Below are 15,094 nucleotides of genomic sequence, written 5' to 3'. Positions count from 1 at the left end.
AACTCAACTTTTTACTATTGAATTTTATTCCTTCTATTAAATCCTCTCTCTTACGCAGGCTTTGCTGCTTTTTATTGTTCAGCTACACTACATATATTTCAGCAACAGCACAGACAGATACAATCATTTCCAGTGATAGTTTGCCCATCAGTCAACGCTACGAAACACTGAATAAGGAATTTATTATTGATGGTTTTAAAGATGGATTAGATGTGGTAAAAAAGCCACTTCATTGGCAAAAGCAAGACTGGATCAGGCTTTCAGCAGTTATGGGCGGTGTCGGCACTTTGATGATTTTCGATAAACAAATAAAAAGCGTCTTCCTTCACAATCAAAATAATTTCACAAATAGTGTGGCTAATGTTGTAGAACCTGTTGGAGATTTTTACGGGCTTTTAATATTTCCTGTTGTTTACACATCCGGTTTAATAACCCAAAATAAACATATTGAAAGCATTGGTTTAAGAGGCAGCAAAGCCATGGCAATCACGTCTGTTATTACGCTGGTTTCAAAAAACATCATTCGCCGGCAACGCCCAGATGCCACTAACAATCCTTACAACTATGCGCTTCCATTTAGTAAAAATAAATATACTTCAACTCCTTCGGCACATTCGGCGATAGCCTTTACACTTGCCACCGCGCTGGCAGAGGAGTTTCCAAAAGAAAAATGGCTTGCGCCCGTTGCTTATTCGATAGCATCCCTTACAGCGGTATCGCGCATTTACCACAACCGGCATTGGGCCAGCGATGTCTTGATTGGCGCAGCTTTAGGGCATTTTGTTACCAAAGCTGTGTACGCAGCCGGAAATAAAAAACATCGCATATTGCCTACTTTTCGTTAGATTTTTTATTAAGTCAGCAAATAACATATAGCATCGGTATTGCGACGCTCCCTTCAACTGTAGAATATCACTCATCTTATTTAAACGACGATAAAGAGACCTTCCAGATTTTTAAAACCTGGAAGGTCTTACAGATCAGCTTGAGACTTACTGTTTTTGTCAGACCGCGAACGATCGGGCGATGTGAGGCTTATTGTCGTTTATATAGGATCAGATATGTACTGCTGTTAAAAAGTGCGACGCAACACAGATGACATATATTTACTGTCGACTTAAAAAATGTTATAATCCAAATCACAATTCACAAACCGTAAATCAAAAATCATTCTTACATTTACCACCTAATTTTTTATTATGGCTTACGATCTTTTAAAAGGAAAGAAAGGAATTATATTCGGTGCGCTGGACGAAAAATCCATTGCCTGGAAAACTGCACAAAAATGTTATGCTGAAGGAGCAGAAATAGTACTAACGAATGCACCCGTTGCATTAAGAATGGGCGCAATTAATCAGCTTGCAGCTGAATGCGGCAATGCTCCCGTTATTGGTGCAGATGTTACCAACCTGGATGATCTGAAAAATCTGATCGAAAAATCGATGGAACATTTTGGCGGCAAAATCGATTTCATTTTACATTCTGTAGGTATGGGACTGAACGTAAGAAAAGGTAAACATTATACTGAAATGAATTACGAATGGAATCAAAAAACATTCGACATTTCATCGATGAGCCTGCATAAAATATTAAAAACAGCATGGGAATTGGATGCGTTAAACGAACACGCCAGCGTGGTAGCACTTACGTACATTGCGGCGCAACGTGTGTTTCCGGATTATAACGAAATGGCTGATGCCAAAGCTTTGCTTGAAAGTGTAACAAGAATGTTTGGTTATTACTACGGCGAGAAAAAGAAAGTACGTGTCAATACTATTTCTCAATCTCCTACGCCAACTACTGCAGGCAGCGGCGTTAAAGGCTTTGACAGCTTTATTAACTATGCAGAAAAAATGAGTCCGCTGGGAAATGCACCAGCAGAGGCCTGCGCTGATTACGTAGCCGTAATGTTTAGTGACCTGACCAAGTATGTTACTATGCAAAACCTTTTCCATGACGGCGGCTTTAGCTTTACAGGCGTAACGCCAAAAGTATTGGAAGCAATGGGAGGAGCATAATTAAGTACTATATTTAAAAATACTTTACACAAAAAAACACCCCGCATTTGCGGGGCATTTTTTTATTCCTAACCGATTGCTAACATTAATAATTATCATCAGGAGCAAATACCGGCTTGCGGTACATCCACTCCCCTCCTGTAAAGTCAGGAAATTCAACTGTTTCATTACCCAGCATAATAGATTGTTCGCTTAAAGGTGTTATGGCGCTCCATGCTGCTGCGTCGTACACATCCATTTGTGTAGGCAAGTTTCTTTTTGCAGATTCGATGAAAGAATTAATCACAAACCAATCCATACCACCGTGTCCGGCGCCGGCTGCATCTTCTCCATACTTTTTCCACAGAGGATGGTCGTATTCATCAAGCCATTTTTTGGCATCGTCCCATTGGTGAGGCTTCGATTTTCCTTCTACATATATTCCTTTATTAACATCCATCCAAATACCCTCTGTACCTTGAACGCGGAAGCCAATAGAATAAGGCCTTGGCAGATTCGTATCATGCTGTAGCAAAACGGTTTCACCATTTGCACAAGCAATTTGTGTAGTAACCACATCGCCTAACTTAAAACCAACTTTGGCATTTTTATGATTTTCTCCACCTGTTTTAACGATATAATTATGAAGCCCCCTTGCTTTACTAGAAAAAGAATTCAATGAAATGAAACGGTTTCCGCGGTTAATATTGATGTAATGCGCAACTGGACCTATACCATGTGTTGGATACAGATCTCCGTTTCTATGAACAGAATGATCAGTTCTCCACCTTGATTCGGAATAACCATCTTCATGACCAAACTCAGCTCCTTTTCCATAAGCAGATTTGCCATCATTAAATTTAACCCCTCTCAGATCGTGCTGATAACCTCCTTGCAAGTGAATAATTTCGCCAAACAATCCTTTGCGCACCATATTTAAAACCGCCATCACATCCCTTCGATAGCACACATTCTCTAACATCATTACATGGGCTTTGTGTTTCTCTGCAGCTTTCACAACATCCCAATGATCTTGCAAATTGATACCTAAAATCACTTCTGTGCCAACATATTTAATACCTGCCTCAAGCGATCCAATAATCATCGGCTTATGAAGCTCCCAGGGAGTAGCTATAATAATAGCCTGAATATCCTTCTTTTCCAGCAGCTTCTTCCAGGCATCACTTCCTTCACTGTAATACTGAGGTTGTTTTTTATCCGAATCAGTAAATAACTTCTTAGCACTTGTTATAGTTCTTGGATCAATATCACAAATAGCAACCACTTCCACATCTTTTCTGTGCAGCAATAGTTTCAAATGTTCAATCCCTCTTGCCCCGATACCTATTAATGCAACCTTTAGTTGTTCTGCAGGTTTAACATTTATACTAAAAATATTTTCAGAGGGCATTACAGACAATCCGGCCATTGTCAATCCTGTATTTCTTACAAATTCTTTTCTTTTCATTATACTGAGAAAGTTTGTTCGTTAGACTGTTAATATAAATGCAGACCACACGAATGTATAAAAGATTGGTTGCAAACATCTATACAAACGATTGCGCAAATTGAGATAACACCGTCTTACAACGGCCTTATCCAATAACTATAGCTGTACTCGCCGGGCGTTATCCAATACTTTTTCATTGGCATTGCGCCCCAGCTGTCCATGCCTTGCACACCCATTTGTAATAAGTCGATATGCATATAAATCTTGTCTTTTCCCTCAAGCTCACCTGAATGAAACTGATGCTTTTCAGGCGCGGGATCTAAATCATCAAGGCTATAAGGCAACGCCGATACAGAAAGCATGCTATCTGCAAAATCGATCCTGATGCCTTTTCCACGATGGTTGGTTAATGCCAGCCAACGCACATCTGTTTTATTACCGCTTTCCTGCGGGCGCGCGTACGGAAAATACTGCTCGCTTAGTTTTTGCGTGTACATGTGTACATGCCACTTCGCCTGCATATTTTCTGTCCCAATAATTCTCCCATGGGCCTCGGCCATACCATTGTATTCTGGTAAACTCTTTATTTACTTGTAAATTATTTCCAATACGCATAAGGCTTTTGAAATCGCCTTTGTCAACAGTGAAATTGTTTTCAACTTTTATCGTTCCATCTCCGAAAATAGTAAACGACTGTTGCGTTTTCGCTTTACCGTTCAGAACATTTTTGGTAAATGAAACTTTGTAGCTGCCAGCATTTAACTGCTCTGTTTTCACATCTTCAACAATGTTATTATCATAAGCCTTCCTCCATTCTCGCAAACTTTTATTTAATCCCGCACCAATATCATTATCTGTTGGAGCCCTGTAAAATGAAGGTGCAGGGCCATTTTCAAGTATCTGCATACCACTCATTTTATAAGAAGTAAGCAGTCCCTTTTCTGTATCAAATTCTACAACAGCGTTACCCGCTTTCAATGTCAATTTGTTTCCTTGCTTATCGGCTTTTACATTTCCTCTTGCTGCGGCCATATCAAACGAAATGGCAGCTCCGGCATAAGGCATTTGCTCGTTGGCTATTTCATACTCTTTCTCTAAAAACGGCTCTGCATTTTTAAACCGATAAGAAATATTGAGGAAATATTCTTTGCCCGATTTCGGTTTGGTTTTTATTGGCAAAGTAAAATCAGCACTTGCCTGTGGCTGAATATTTAAATCGGTAACCGTTCCCTTTTCAATTACTTTTCCGTCTTCAATAATATTCCAGTCTAATTTTATATTATTGATATCTCTGAAAAAATAAGTATTAGCAACGCTTATTTTATTATTGCCTTTGTATTTAGTTTTTATAAACTGATGTGTTTTTTTAATTCAACAGCCATCGGTGTCAATTCGCGATAAGCCGTTACCACACCCTTTACACAAAAGTTATTATCGCTGAAATCTTCATTCACCGGGCCTGTTAAAGGAAAATCACCGCCATAAGCCATGATATGTTTCCCGTTTTTAACAGTGTCAAAAGCCTGATCGATCCATTCCCAAACATAGCCACCCTGAACGCCTGGAGTTGATTCAATTGCATCCCAGTATTCTTTAAAGTTACCAAGGCTATTACCCATGATGTGTGCATATTCGCTCATAATAAGCGGGCGCTGCTCCTTGGCTTTTCCCCAACGGCCAACCCAGTCAGGAGATGGGTACTGTGGGCATATCACGTCGGTATTATAGTCTCCTTCTGCACGCTCGTATTGTACCGGGCGGCTATCTTTTTCTTTAAGCCAATCGTATGCTTCATACATATTCACGCCATTGCCTGCTTCATTGCCCAAAGACCATGTAATAATTGAGGGATAATTCTTATCGCGTTCATACATTCTTTTAATACGCTCCAGATGTGGCATCCTCCATTTTTTATCATTGGCAAATGTGTACTCCAAATCATAATAACGGCCATGAGATTCGATATTCGCTTCGTCAATTACATACAATCCATATTCGTCGCAAAGTTCCATCCAGTAAGGACTTGGAGGATAATGAGAATGCCTAACAGCGTTTACGTTCAACTTCTTCATCATCTCCATATCTTTCAACATATCTTCCTTGCTTAACGTATGGCCTGTCTTCGGATTATGTTCATGACGGTTAACCCCTTTAAAAAATACGCGCTTTCCATTCACTAAAAAATCACGGCCTATTATTTCAATACTTCTAAAACCAACACGTACCGGTATCACTTCAAGTACATCTCCCCGTTTATCTTTTAGCGTTATGTACAAGGTATATAGATAAGGAATTTCTGCTGACCATGTATTAACAGCAGGCATTGCTTTTTCAAACGCTACATTTGTTTTGTATCTGCCCAAAACAGATTTAATGCCGGTTGTACTTTCGCTATAAACTTCCTTTCCTTTAGCATCAACAAGTTGAAGTTCCACAGAAAAACTATCCGGCCGGGAATGTAAAGTTTTAGTATCAAGTTTATAACTGTTCACTTCAACATCCACCTGCAATTTTCCGTCTTTATAGTCGTTGGTAAGATTGCTTTGTATCTTAAAATCTCGAATATCCAATTTAGGTGTTGCATATAAATAAACCTCTCTTTCAATACCCGAAACGCGCCACATATCCTGGCACTCCAAATAGCTTCCGTCACTCCAGCGATATACTTCGAGGGCTACGACATTTTCACCTGTTTTTACGTATTCAGTAATATCAAACTCAGCAGCCAGTTTGCTATCTTCACTATAGCCAACTTTTTTCCCATTCACCCATATAAAAAATGCGGATTTTACTGCACCAAGATGAATGAATATTTGTCTTCCATCCCAGTATTCAGGAATAGTAATTTTTTTCGGTATGAGCCCACTGGGTTATTATCTTCAGGAATGTCAAACGGCGGATTCATGCGTGCTCCAGTAAGCTTTCTTCCGGCAAACTCATAAGGCTGATTCACATAAATAGGCAACCCGTAACCGTTAAGTTCCCAGTTTGCCGGAACTGCAAAATTTTTCCATTTGCTATCATCAAAATCCGATTTGAAAAAATCTTTAGGACGATCATTAGGATTCTGAACCCAATTAAATTTCCAGCTTCCATTCAACGACAGAAAGAATTTAGATTTTTCTTTTACTCTCTTTTCAGCCAATGCTTTAGTTTCATAAGCGAAGACGCTTGCGCGCATTGGCATACGATTTACAGATACTATTTCAGGAGTTTGCAGTTCGCTTGGTAAAGACTGTGCCGCGATATGTAATGTAAAGGTTAAAGCAAGCAGCAATGATAATAATTTCATAAACTTTATGGTTGGACAAGTGTTAAAAAACAATGCCCAAAGAAACGCTTAAACTTCGTAATTGCAAAGCATTGCGCAAACGATTGTTTTTTTGAAGGTAGGTGAACAATGACAGATGACAGTTGTAAAAAATATCAAACATCAAGCCCACACGGTTGTAACTCATCAGTTTCCTTTTGGGGAATTGGATATTTTAGTCTTCTTTTAATTGGCGCAGTTCTGACTGAAGATCTTCAATCTTTTTTAGCAAGTGACTAATAGCTTCTATTCCTTCCACATTTATATCAAGATCATAATATAAGTGTACATATTTTTCCAGTACAGAAAGCTGTTCATGGTTTATGAAATAGGATTGGTTGGTGTACTCTAACTCAATTAGTCCCTGATCATTTAATGTTCTTACAAACGAGGTTTCAATGCTGTAGTATTTGCAACAATCCTCTACTAAAATATGGTTCAGGTCTGTCATAACTTATTTTTTAGAGGCTTCATCTGCCAGTTGTTGAAATAATTCTTTTTCCTTCTCGCTTAAATTTTTCGGCAACTCAACCTGCCAAGTAATGTATAGATCGCCAAAACTTCCTTCATTTTTGTACACCGGAAATCCTTTGCCTTTCAGTCTCACCTTTGTTCCATTCTGTGTTTCGGGCTTTACTGTAAGTTTTACTTTGCCATCAAGCGTTTCTATTGTTTCATCACCACCTAACATTGCTTTATATAAATTTATAGGAACATCAATATATAAATCGTTTCCCCGACGAGTAAACGCAGTGTTGTTTACTATGGTAAAAGTTATAAAAAGATCGCCAGTCGGGCCACCATTTATACCTGGTCCGCCATAACTTTTTATTTTTATTTCCTGGCCGTTTTCAATACCCGCCTGCACTGTAATACGAATATTTTTCCCGTTAACGGTAAAAGTTTGTGGATGCGTTTTATATGCGTCAGTCAAATTCAATTTCACTTCTGCCCGATAATCTTGTCCCTTATATTTCACATTGGCCTGCGAACGCCCACTTCCAAACATCTGCGAAAAGAAATCAGAAAAATCGCCTTCATTGCTGTACGCAAAATGCTCCTCGCCACCAAAAGGGCGCTGCCGTCCGCCCTGCTGCTGCCTTTGCTGCCGCCCCTGTTCAAACTGATCCGCATGTTTCCATTCCGCGCCGTACTGGTCATACTTCTTACGTTTCTCAGAATCGCTCAGCACTTCATGCGCCTCATTAATTTGTTGGAATTTCTTAACGGCCTCCTGATCATTGGGATTCAGATCCGGATGATGCTTTCTGGCCAATTTACGATAAGCCTTCTTAATATCATCGCCGGTGGCATTCTTATCAATTCCTAATACTTTATAATAGTCTATATAATCCATCTTCAAAAAATGATAGCAGCAATTTAATATTTTTTTGTTTAACCAGCATTTGAACCATACTCAACAAAATTGCGTCGCACACTTCAACACCTGTGCAGAGGTCATCCTACATATTTCAGCAAATACAAACCAAAGTTGAACTAAATAACCTTACATAAAAAATGTTAAGTTTGATTTTTAATAACTGGTAAATGAATGTACAAATAGATCCTTCCTGGAAAAAGAAATTAAGCGCCGAATTTGACAAACCTTATTTCTCAAATATCGTCGATCATCTTAAAACAGAAAAGCAACTCAATAAGATCATTTATCCTCCCGGGCAGATGATCTTCAACGCTTTTAATTCTACCCCTTTAATAAAGTTAAAGTATTGATACTCGGTCAGGATCCATATCACGGCCCAGGCCAGGCGCATGGGCTATGTTTTTCAGTACAAAAAGGTGTGCCGCCGCCACCGTCTTTGGTAAATATTTTCAAAGAATTACATGCTGACATTGGAATGTCAAAACCTTCAAACGGTGATTTGAGCAAATGGGCTGCAGAAGGCGTTTTTTTATTGAATGCCTCGCTCACGGTTCGCGCAGGAGAACCCATGAGCCACGCAAAAATAGGCTGGTCGCAGTTTACAGACGCAGTGATCAAAACAATTGCCGAAGAAAAAGAGCATGTAGTATTTCTGCTTTGGGGAAAATTTGCACAGGAAAAAGCAGCCTTTATAGATGAGTCTAAACATCTAATTTTAAAAGCTGCACATCCATCTCCCCTTTCAGCTCATAATGGCTTTTTAGGTTGTAAACATTTTTCGAAAACGAATGATTATTTAATGCAGAATGGCATCGAACCAGTTGATTGGAAATTAGATTAACTACGAAATGAAAAATAGTGTCATTTATGTAGGATGCTCAATATTCTTCAGTTGAAGGGAGCGTCGCAATATTGATGCTATATATTTACTGTCGATTTAATAAAATTAAATCCCTGTTGTTACATAAAGAATATAAAGATTTATGCTGCCCAAAAATTTAATACTGGAAACAAATAAAGTATTGCTTCGTGTTATGGATGAAAAAGACTTTGAGGCATTTCATAAACTCACAGTTCAGGATAAAGGTATGTGGGAATTTTTCTCTTTGAATCTGAGCGACGAGAATCAGCTTAACGAATGGATGGAAGATGCGTTTGCATCGAACATTAAAAACAGCAGAATCCCATTTACCATTATTGATAAATCATCTGATGAAATTGCTGGAAGCAGCAGTATTGGCAACATTGCCTGGCACGATAAAAGGCTTGAAATTGGATGGAGTTGGCTGGCTCCAAAATTCAGAGGTACCGAGGTTAATCGTCATGCAAAGTATGTGATGATGCGTTATGCATTTGAGCAAATGAATTTTGAAAGAGTAGAATTCAAAACGGGGGTATTAAATATCCGTGCCAGGAAAGGATTAGAAAAGATCGGTGGTATTGAAGAAGGCACGTTAAGAAGCCATTCACTTTTATGGAATGGCGTGAGGCGGACATCTGTTTTTTACAGCGTATTGAAAGATGAATGGCCGAAACTGAAATCAACTATTTTTGCGGATATAGGCTAAACGCTTCAGATGAAGAAAAACAGCACCATAAAAGATAGGCAGCTTTATGATGAAATCTCAACCTTAATTGAGAAAAGCAAAGCTAGTGTTGCACAAACAGTGAATAGTGCGCTTACGCTGCTTTACTGGAAAATAGGGCAGAGAATCAATTCGGATATTCTTAACGATAAACGAGCGGTATATGGCCAGCAAATTGTCGTATCGCTGTCGCGACAATTGACCCAATATTATGGTAATAGTTTTTCTGAAAAGAATTTGCGTAGAATGATGCAATTTGCTGAAATTTTCCCTAAGCAAAAGATTGTCGTATCGGCGATACGACAATTAAGCTGGACACATTTTATTGCCCTGATACCTATCAAAGACAAATTACAGAGAGACTTTTATACTGAAATGTGTCGCGTTGAAAAATGGAGTGTTAAAACATTAAGAGAAAAGATTGATGGGATGTTGTATGAACGCAGCGCTATTAGTAAAAACTCAAAAAATATCATCCAAAAAGAAATATCCAATCTTAGAGATAACGACAATATTACACCAGATATAGTTTTCAAAAACCCTTACTTCCTCAATTTTCTGGGGCTAAAAGATACTTACTCTGAAAAGGATTTAGAAGATGCCATTTTGCAGGAGTTAGAATATTTTATTTTGGAATTAGGGCAAGGATTTTCTTTTGTAGAAAGACAAAAGCGAATGGTTATTGATGGCGAAGATTTCAAACTCGATCTGCTGTTTTTTCATCGAAAACTTCAAAGATTAATTGCTGTTGAATTGAAATTAGGAAAATTCAAAGCAGCCTACAAAGGCCAAATGGAATTATATCTGCGATGGCTGGAAAAAAATGAGATGATTAAAAACGAATTGCCTCCATTGGGATTAATACTTTGTGCTGAAGGAAGTGCTGAACAGATAGAGCTCTTGCAATTAGACAAATCCGGAATTAAAGTAGCTGAATATTTAACTGAACTTCCAGAACGAAAACTACTTAAAAGGAAACTGCAAGAAGCTATTAAAAGTTCTCAAAAACTGATTGAAAACAAATGAACATTTTAAAAGAAATAGCTGGCAGAGTTTGGGCTACATGGGGTTTAATATCTTTTATCGCTACTTTTTTAATTGTACTGCCGATTTCGTTGATCTCATATCTGATACCAGAGCCTGGTGGAACAGGCTATTTAATACGTGTTTCAAGAGTATGGATGCGTGTATGGATGTTTCTGATCGCATGCCCGATAAAAATCAAAGGCGCTGAAAATTTTGAAAAAGGTAAAAGTTATGTTGTAACCTGCAATCATAATTCTTTATTAGATATTCCGCTTTCTTCTCCTTTTATTCCTGGCGCTAACAAAACAATTGCCAAAATGAGTTTCGCAAAAATACCTTTGTTTGGATTGTATTATGCGAAAGGATCAGTTCTTGTTGATCGCAGAAGTGAAAGAAGCCGCAAGGAAAGTTTTGATAAAATGAAATGGGTATTAAAGATGGGCATGCACATGTGCATATACCCGGAAGGCACACGAAATAGAACAAGGGAACCCCTGAAACCTTTCTACAACGGGGCTTTCAAGCTGGCTCACGAAACAAAGACCGCCGTTATACCCACCGTCATTTCAGGAACAAAGGAAGCTGTGCCTTTACATAAAACTTTCTTTTTTTACCACGCACCTTAGAGATACGCTTTCTCGAACCAATATCATCGGAAGGTATTTCGGCAGTTGAATTAAAAGCGAGCGTTTACAATACGATGGAAAATTTTATTATAAACAGGAAAAAGAAATAATCGTTTTAATTGGGGTTAGTAACAAAAGATCTGGTACGATTAATCTTCAGATCCTGCAAAAGGCTTGCTTTAGGACTAATGGTAAAATTGAAGAAGCGGTATAATCCGATAGGTGTTACGTTGATTGACATCTGCCAGCAATGCAGATCTCGGGAAATTGCCATTGAAAAAGTTTGTATTTGGCTGGTTGTAAAATCATAATAACCGTTCACACTAAAATTCCATTTGGGAGTAAGGTTAAAACTGCCATTGAAGTTTACGCTGGATGTAACCGGATTTGTAGTACTTCGAAGCGTGTTTAAATTACGGCCCCGGCGCGCATAACTAAGAGAATAAGATAAGCTAACAGACCACGGTGTGTTAAAATCTACAAACTCTGCCGGGTTCTGGCGTGCATATTCCAACAGCCTTTGTTGCTCATCCATCAGCATCGGGTCGTTGAGCCTTTCATTGATAGCTTTTTCTCTTACTTTAGCTTTTTCCGGGTCTTTTGGTTTACTTTGAAAACTGGTACTCATGGAAACATTAGCATTGGTTACCGTTCCTATTTTTCCACCACCATTGGCCCATGCGTAAGTAGATGTGGCATAACCGTAATCATTCAGCTGGTATGGCACCAGCGTTGCCGATGCATTAATATTGATCTTTTCAAAAAGATTAGTTCTGAAGTACATACTTATCGGTGACAGCCTCATGCTATCTGCGAGGAAATTATAGGAGCCGTTGAATCCAAAGCCATCAATCAGCTTTATCTTTTTTATACCATCTTCCGCATCTTCCTTTGATGTGTTTGCATACGTATCCAAAGTGGCGTCTGTTCCGTCATCTTCTTCACCTTCTTTTTTCTTTTTAGGTTTGGCTTTCACTTTCATTTCAAGGTTATTATCTATTCCGAAATTGATACCGCCCGATCGCCTGCTTGTAAACTGATTTATGTTCCTTGAAAATAATCCATCTAACTGATTGTATACGGCTTGTGTTCCAAGGCTATCAATCTGTACGGTTTTCCAAAATTGCCGCGTCAGGTCGGGTGTATAACTCAATCCGAATGTTGGCCGGATCACATGCCTGATGGCTTTTATTTTTTCACCTTTAAACTGATAATTACCATACAGTGCCGTATTGAATGATATGCCAAACGACATCTGCTGTTTTATTTTAAATGCACGTTCGAGGGCAAGATTAATAGTGTCTTTTACGTAAGAACTATCTCCCCTCCAACCTTACCAGTGTAAAATGTTTTAGGTCCCCAGGAAAGTGTACTTATCCCATCTACCCACTCTTGCGAGTAAGAAACTGATGGTGCAATAACCAGCGCTCCGCCTGCAATAGCAGGTAAAGACAAAGTAATAGGTATATTATGATTAGCACTCCAACGTGCAGTATCTAATAAAAACTCGTAAATTCTTCTATTATCTATAAGGTCATTTTTTTGGAGTAGGCTACCGTATCATAAAAGTTAAAATCGTTTCTGAAACTACCAGTATAACCAATACCCAATTGTTCATACCATTTTTTGGATGAACCAACGCTTTCTTTTTCTGGAAAGGATAAACAGTCGTTACAGCAAAGTTTGCTGTAGGAAAGTTAATCGTCATTAACCTGGTATTATTGTTTTGGCTATGGTTCATTGCCAAAGTCAGGTTATAAGGTTTATCCTGCCATTGCTTTGAATAGGTAATAGAAGAGTTAAGTACGTTATTGTACGGAGCCATAGGGATATTAGATAAATTCCGGTTATATCCTGTCGAGCTCCAGTTTACATTAGCTCCAAAATTGACGCCTGGCCGGGATCGGTTGTCTGAACTATGCGACCATCCGAGAGAATAGGTATTGCTTTTGTAAAAATCCGGGTCACCTTTCGCGTTCCTTCTTGTACTTTGAATACCAAAATTCAAATTTCCCTGGTATTTATATAATTTTCTGTAAGTTGGATTTGCGTTCAACCTCCAGGTACCCCATGAATAGATATCTCCATAAAACTGAACATCCCAATAATCGCTAATACCCAAATAGTAACCTAAACCAGACAAACCAACACCTTCCTGATCGTTTGTTTCAAAACTTGGCGCCATAACACCAGAATGTCGACCCTGGTAAAGCGGATAAAAGCCAAACGGTAAATAGATCGGAACGGGAACAGAGTCAAATTCTGGACGTACTGCTCCTGTAACCGCTAATTTTTTATTTACAATTTTAGCGCGGTTGGCCCGGAATCCAAAATGCGGATGATCCAAATTACAAGTCGTAAAAAAATTCCCGCTGGCATAAACAGTGTTCTCATTTACTTTTTTAGATAACTGGGAATGGACGAACATCTCACCCTGTTGAGAAATGGTACCCGTAATAATTCCCCGCTGATTCTTAAAGTTATACTTCAGGCTATCAGACTGGTATTCACTTTGGCCATCGTTCATTTTTACATAATCGCTGACAGCTCCGGTGCTGTCTTTACCAGATACAGCGGTTACAATACCTGTAGCCTGGTTCAATCTCATGTAAGGAGCTTCTAATGAACTTGTTTCATACTCCGTTTTTGCTTTTCCATACAGTTCAATAGTTTTTCCCTGAACCAATCCTATAACAGAATCCTGTGCAGAATATACAACCGGAGCAGATAAGGTATCCTTTGATATTTTTAACGTAAATGTGTCTATCCTTGGTTTTTGACTGGTGTCGATAAATGTACTATCGCCAACAAGTGTAGTGTCTTTTTGACCAGGTATTGTATCGCTAATTGCTGGAATGGTGTCTTTTAAAATAGTATCCCGAAGGAAAGAAAAGCCTTGCTTTTTGGTTAAACCTTGTTCCGTAACAGCAGCAGTTCTTTGTCCCCAAAAATTGATAGCGCCAATTTGTTTACTGACCGTTAAAAGGAAGATAACAGTAAGTAGAAGTACGGCATGGTAAATTCTTTTAAATTTGCGCATTGGTTCTCAAAGTTCGCAAACGTACAGTAATTTTTTCATTCTAATTTAATGAGCGCCGATGAAAAAATGTGTACATAGTTGCTTCGGTCAATTTTAACAAAAAATATGTCGCGGTAGCACTTTGCAAATATGGGGACAACAAGTCATATAGTCAAAGCATTTGTCTTAAATTAACAATGTCCTAAACTATGATTGTTAAAGGCTTTTATAAATTTTATATCAATTGATGATCCGATCCGTATTTCTTTCTGCTTATTTGGTGAGTTTATGTTTAATTACAAATAGCCAACAAGCTGTTCCGCCAGTAAAAACAATTATAGTTGATGCCGGCCATGGGGGTTCAGATATTGGTGCACGCGGCACCGAAACCAATGAAGCTACTATTACGCTTGCAGTTGCTAAAAAACTGGCAGTAGCTTTAAGGGAAACATTTCCAACCATCAAAACACTTGAAACACGACCTAATTACCCATTGCCGGGAAATCATACCAATGCAAATGCCGCAAATCGTTACAGGGCAGAGTTTGCCAACGAAAATCATGGAGAACTTTTTATTTCATTGCATTGTAATGCGGCAGGAAGGCATCCTGGTGGCTGGTATACAAAAAAGGTAGTAGGAAGAACAGCCAAAACCAGATACGTTAAAAAGGGCAAAAAAAGGTAAAGCAAACCTATTAT

The 15,094-nt window shown here is 38.7% G+C and carries 17 protein-coding genes and 1 pseudogene; 8 read left to right on the top strand and 10 right to left on the bottom strand.

From position 1 onward, the window contains the following. The first annotated feature begins 17 nt into the window (after positions 1-17). Positions 18-845 carry a phosphatase PAP2 family protein gene (locus MKP09_RS07145; RefSeq protein WP_240827068.1) on the top strand — a complete coding sequence of 276 codons (828 nt, stop codon included), beginning with the start codon at positions 18-20 and terminating at the stop codon, positions 843-845. A gap of 354 nt (positions 846-1,199) precedes the next feature. Continuing rightward, positions 1,200-2,018: an enoyl-ACP reductase FabI gene (locus MKP09_RS07140; protein WP_240827067.1), complete on the top strand. Its 819-nt coding sequence runs from the start codon at positions 1,200-1,202 to the stop codon at positions 2,016-2,018. Between the two features lie 85 nt (positions 2,019-2,103). On the opposite strand, the gene MKP09_RS07135 is transcribed toward MKP09_RS07140, so the two are convergent. From MKP09_RS07135 to MKP09_RS07110, 7 genes are all read right to left on the bottom strand, one after another. Next, positions 2,104-3,465: a Gfo/Idh/MocA family protein gene (locus MKP09_RS07135; RefSeq protein WP_240827066.1), complete on the bottom strand. Its 1,362-nt coding sequence runs from the start codon at positions 3,463-3,465 to the stop codon at positions 2,104-2,106. Between the two features lie 116 nt (positions 3,466-3,581). After that, positions 3,582-3,944 (bottom strand): beta-galactosidase small subunit, encoded by a 363-nt coding sequence (locus MKP09_RS25610; RefSeq protein ID WP_262915145.1) that lies wholly within the window; start codon positions 3,942-3,944, stop codon positions 3,582-3,584. Then, complete coding sequence (locus tag MKP09_RS27265; RefSeq protein ID WP_317235269.1) at positions 3,883-4,707, bottom strand: beta-galactosidase small subunit-related protein; 825 nt, start codon at positions 4,705-4,707, stop codon at positions 3,883-3,885. Before MKP09_RS27265 ends, MKP09_RS25610 begins: the two co-directional genes overlap by 62 nt. 86 nt (positions 4,708-4,793) lie before the next feature. Then, positions 4,794-6,254 carry a glycoside hydrolase family 2 TIM barrel-domain containing protein gene (locus MKP09_RS07125; RefSeq protein ID WP_317235268.1) on the bottom strand — a complete coding sequence of 487 codons (1,461 nt, stop codon included), beginning with the start codon at positions 6,252-6,254 and terminating at the stop codon, positions 4,794-4,796. Next, on the bottom strand, positions 6,236-6,739 hold the full coding sequence (locus MKP09_RS07120) for a sugar-binding domain-containing protein (RefSeq protein ID WP_317235187.1): 504 nt from the start codon (positions 6,737-6,739) through the stop codon (positions 6,236-6,238). The genes MKP09_RS07125 and MKP09_RS07120 overlap by 19 nt, the downstream gene beginning before the upstream one ends. Before the next feature lie 193 nt (positions 6,740-6,932). Further along, positions 6,933-7,208 carry a chaperone modulator CbpM gene (locus MKP09_RS07115; RefSeq protein ID WP_240827065.1) on the bottom strand — a complete coding sequence of 92 codons (276 nt, stop codon included), beginning with the start codon at positions 7,206-7,208 and terminating at the stop codon, positions 6,933-6,935. A gap of 3 nt (positions 7,209-7,211) precedes the next feature. Next, the gene (locus MKP09_RS07110; protein WP_240827064.1) at positions 7,212-8,114 is read right to left on the bottom strand and encodes a DnaJ C-terminal domain-containing protein; all 903 of its coding nucleotides are present in this window, start codon (positions 8,112-8,114) and stop codon (positions 7,212-7,214) included. 191 nt (positions 8,115-8,305) lie between these two features. Here MKP09_RS07110 and MKP09_RS28610 point away from each other — a divergent pair, with 191 nt between their 5' ends. The 5 genes from MKP09_RS28610 to MKP09_RS07085 all read left to right on the top strand — a co-directional run bounded on the left by MKP09_RS28610 (position 8,306) and on the right by MKP09_RS07085 (position 11,376). Next, complete coding sequence (locus MKP09_RS28610) at positions 8,306-8,488, top strand: uracil-DNA glycosylase (protein WP_240827063.1); 183 nt, start codon at positions 8,306-8,308, stop codon at positions 8,486-8,488. Further along, positions 8,485-8,979, top strand: a complete 495-nt coding sequence (ung, locus tag MKP09_RS07100; protein WP_240827062.1) for a uracil-DNA glycosylase — start codon at positions 8,485-8,487, stop codon at positions 8,977-8,979. The genes MKP09_RS28610 and ung overlap by 4 nt, the downstream gene beginning before the upstream one ends. A 142-nt stretch (positions 8,980-9,121) precedes the next feature. Beyond that, positions 9,122-9,706 carry a GNAT family N-acetyltransferase gene (locus MKP09_RS07095; RefSeq protein WP_240827061.1) on the top strand — a complete coding sequence of 195 codons (585 nt, stop codon included), beginning with the start codon at positions 9,122-9,124 and terminating at the stop codon, positions 9,704-9,706. Between the two features lie 9 nt (positions 9,707-9,715). Beyond that, the gene (locus MKP09_RS07090) at positions 9,716-10,750 is read left to right on the top strand and encodes a PDDEXK nuclease domain-containing protein (protein WP_240827060.1); all 1,035 of its coding nucleotides are present in this window, start codon (positions 9,716-9,718) and stop codon (positions 10,748-10,750) included. Next, a complete protein-coding gene (locus tag MKP09_RS07085) occupies positions 10,747-11,376 on the top strand; it encodes a lysophospholipid acyltransferase family protein (protein WP_240827059.1) in 630 nt (209 codons plus the stop codon). The genes MKP09_RS07090 and MKP09_RS07085 overlap by 4 nt, the downstream gene beginning before the upstream one ends. Before the next feature lie 115 nt (positions 11,377-11,491). Here the strand turns inward: MKP09_RS07085 and MKP09_RS07080 are convergent, their stop codons facing one another. The 3 genes and pseudogenes from MKP09_RS07080 to MKP09_RS27950 form a co-directional block, all read right to left on the bottom strand. Beyond that, positions 11,492-12,673, bottom strand: coding sequence for a putative LPS assembly protein LptD (locus MKP09_RS07080; protein WP_317235267.1), 1,182 nt, complete (start codon positions 12,671-12,673; stop codon positions 11,492-11,494). An 8-nt stretch (positions 12,674-12,681) separates the two neighbouring features. Further along, positions 12,682-12,831, bottom strand: coding sequence for a hypothetical protein (locus tag MKP09_RS07075; RefSeq protein ID WP_240827057.1), 150 nt, complete (start codon positions 12,829-12,831; stop codon positions 12,682-12,684). A 71-nt stretch (positions 12,832-12,902) separates the two neighbouring features. After that, positions 12,903-13,804, bottom strand: a pseudogene (locus MKP09_RS27950) (putative LPS assembly protein LptD). A gap of 838 nt (positions 13,805-14,642) precedes the next feature. On the opposite strand from MKP09_RS27950, the gene MKP09_RS07065 reads away from it, so the two are divergent. After that, positions 14,643-15,080: an N-acetylmuramoyl-L-alanine amidase gene (locus MKP09_RS07065; protein ID WP_240827055.1), complete on the top strand. Its 438-nt coding sequence runs from the start codon at positions 14,643-14,645 to the stop codon at positions 15,078-15,080. Positions 15,081-15,094 lie beyond the last annotated feature (14 nt).

This window comes from Paraniabella ginsengisoli, from assembly GCF_022513635.1.
Lineage (GTDB): Bacteria > Bacteroidota > Bacteroidia > Chitinophagales > Chitinophagaceae > Niabella > Niabella ginsengisoli.
Note: the sequence above shows the minus strand (reverse complement) of the source record. Positions and strands in the feature narration are given on the sequence as shown.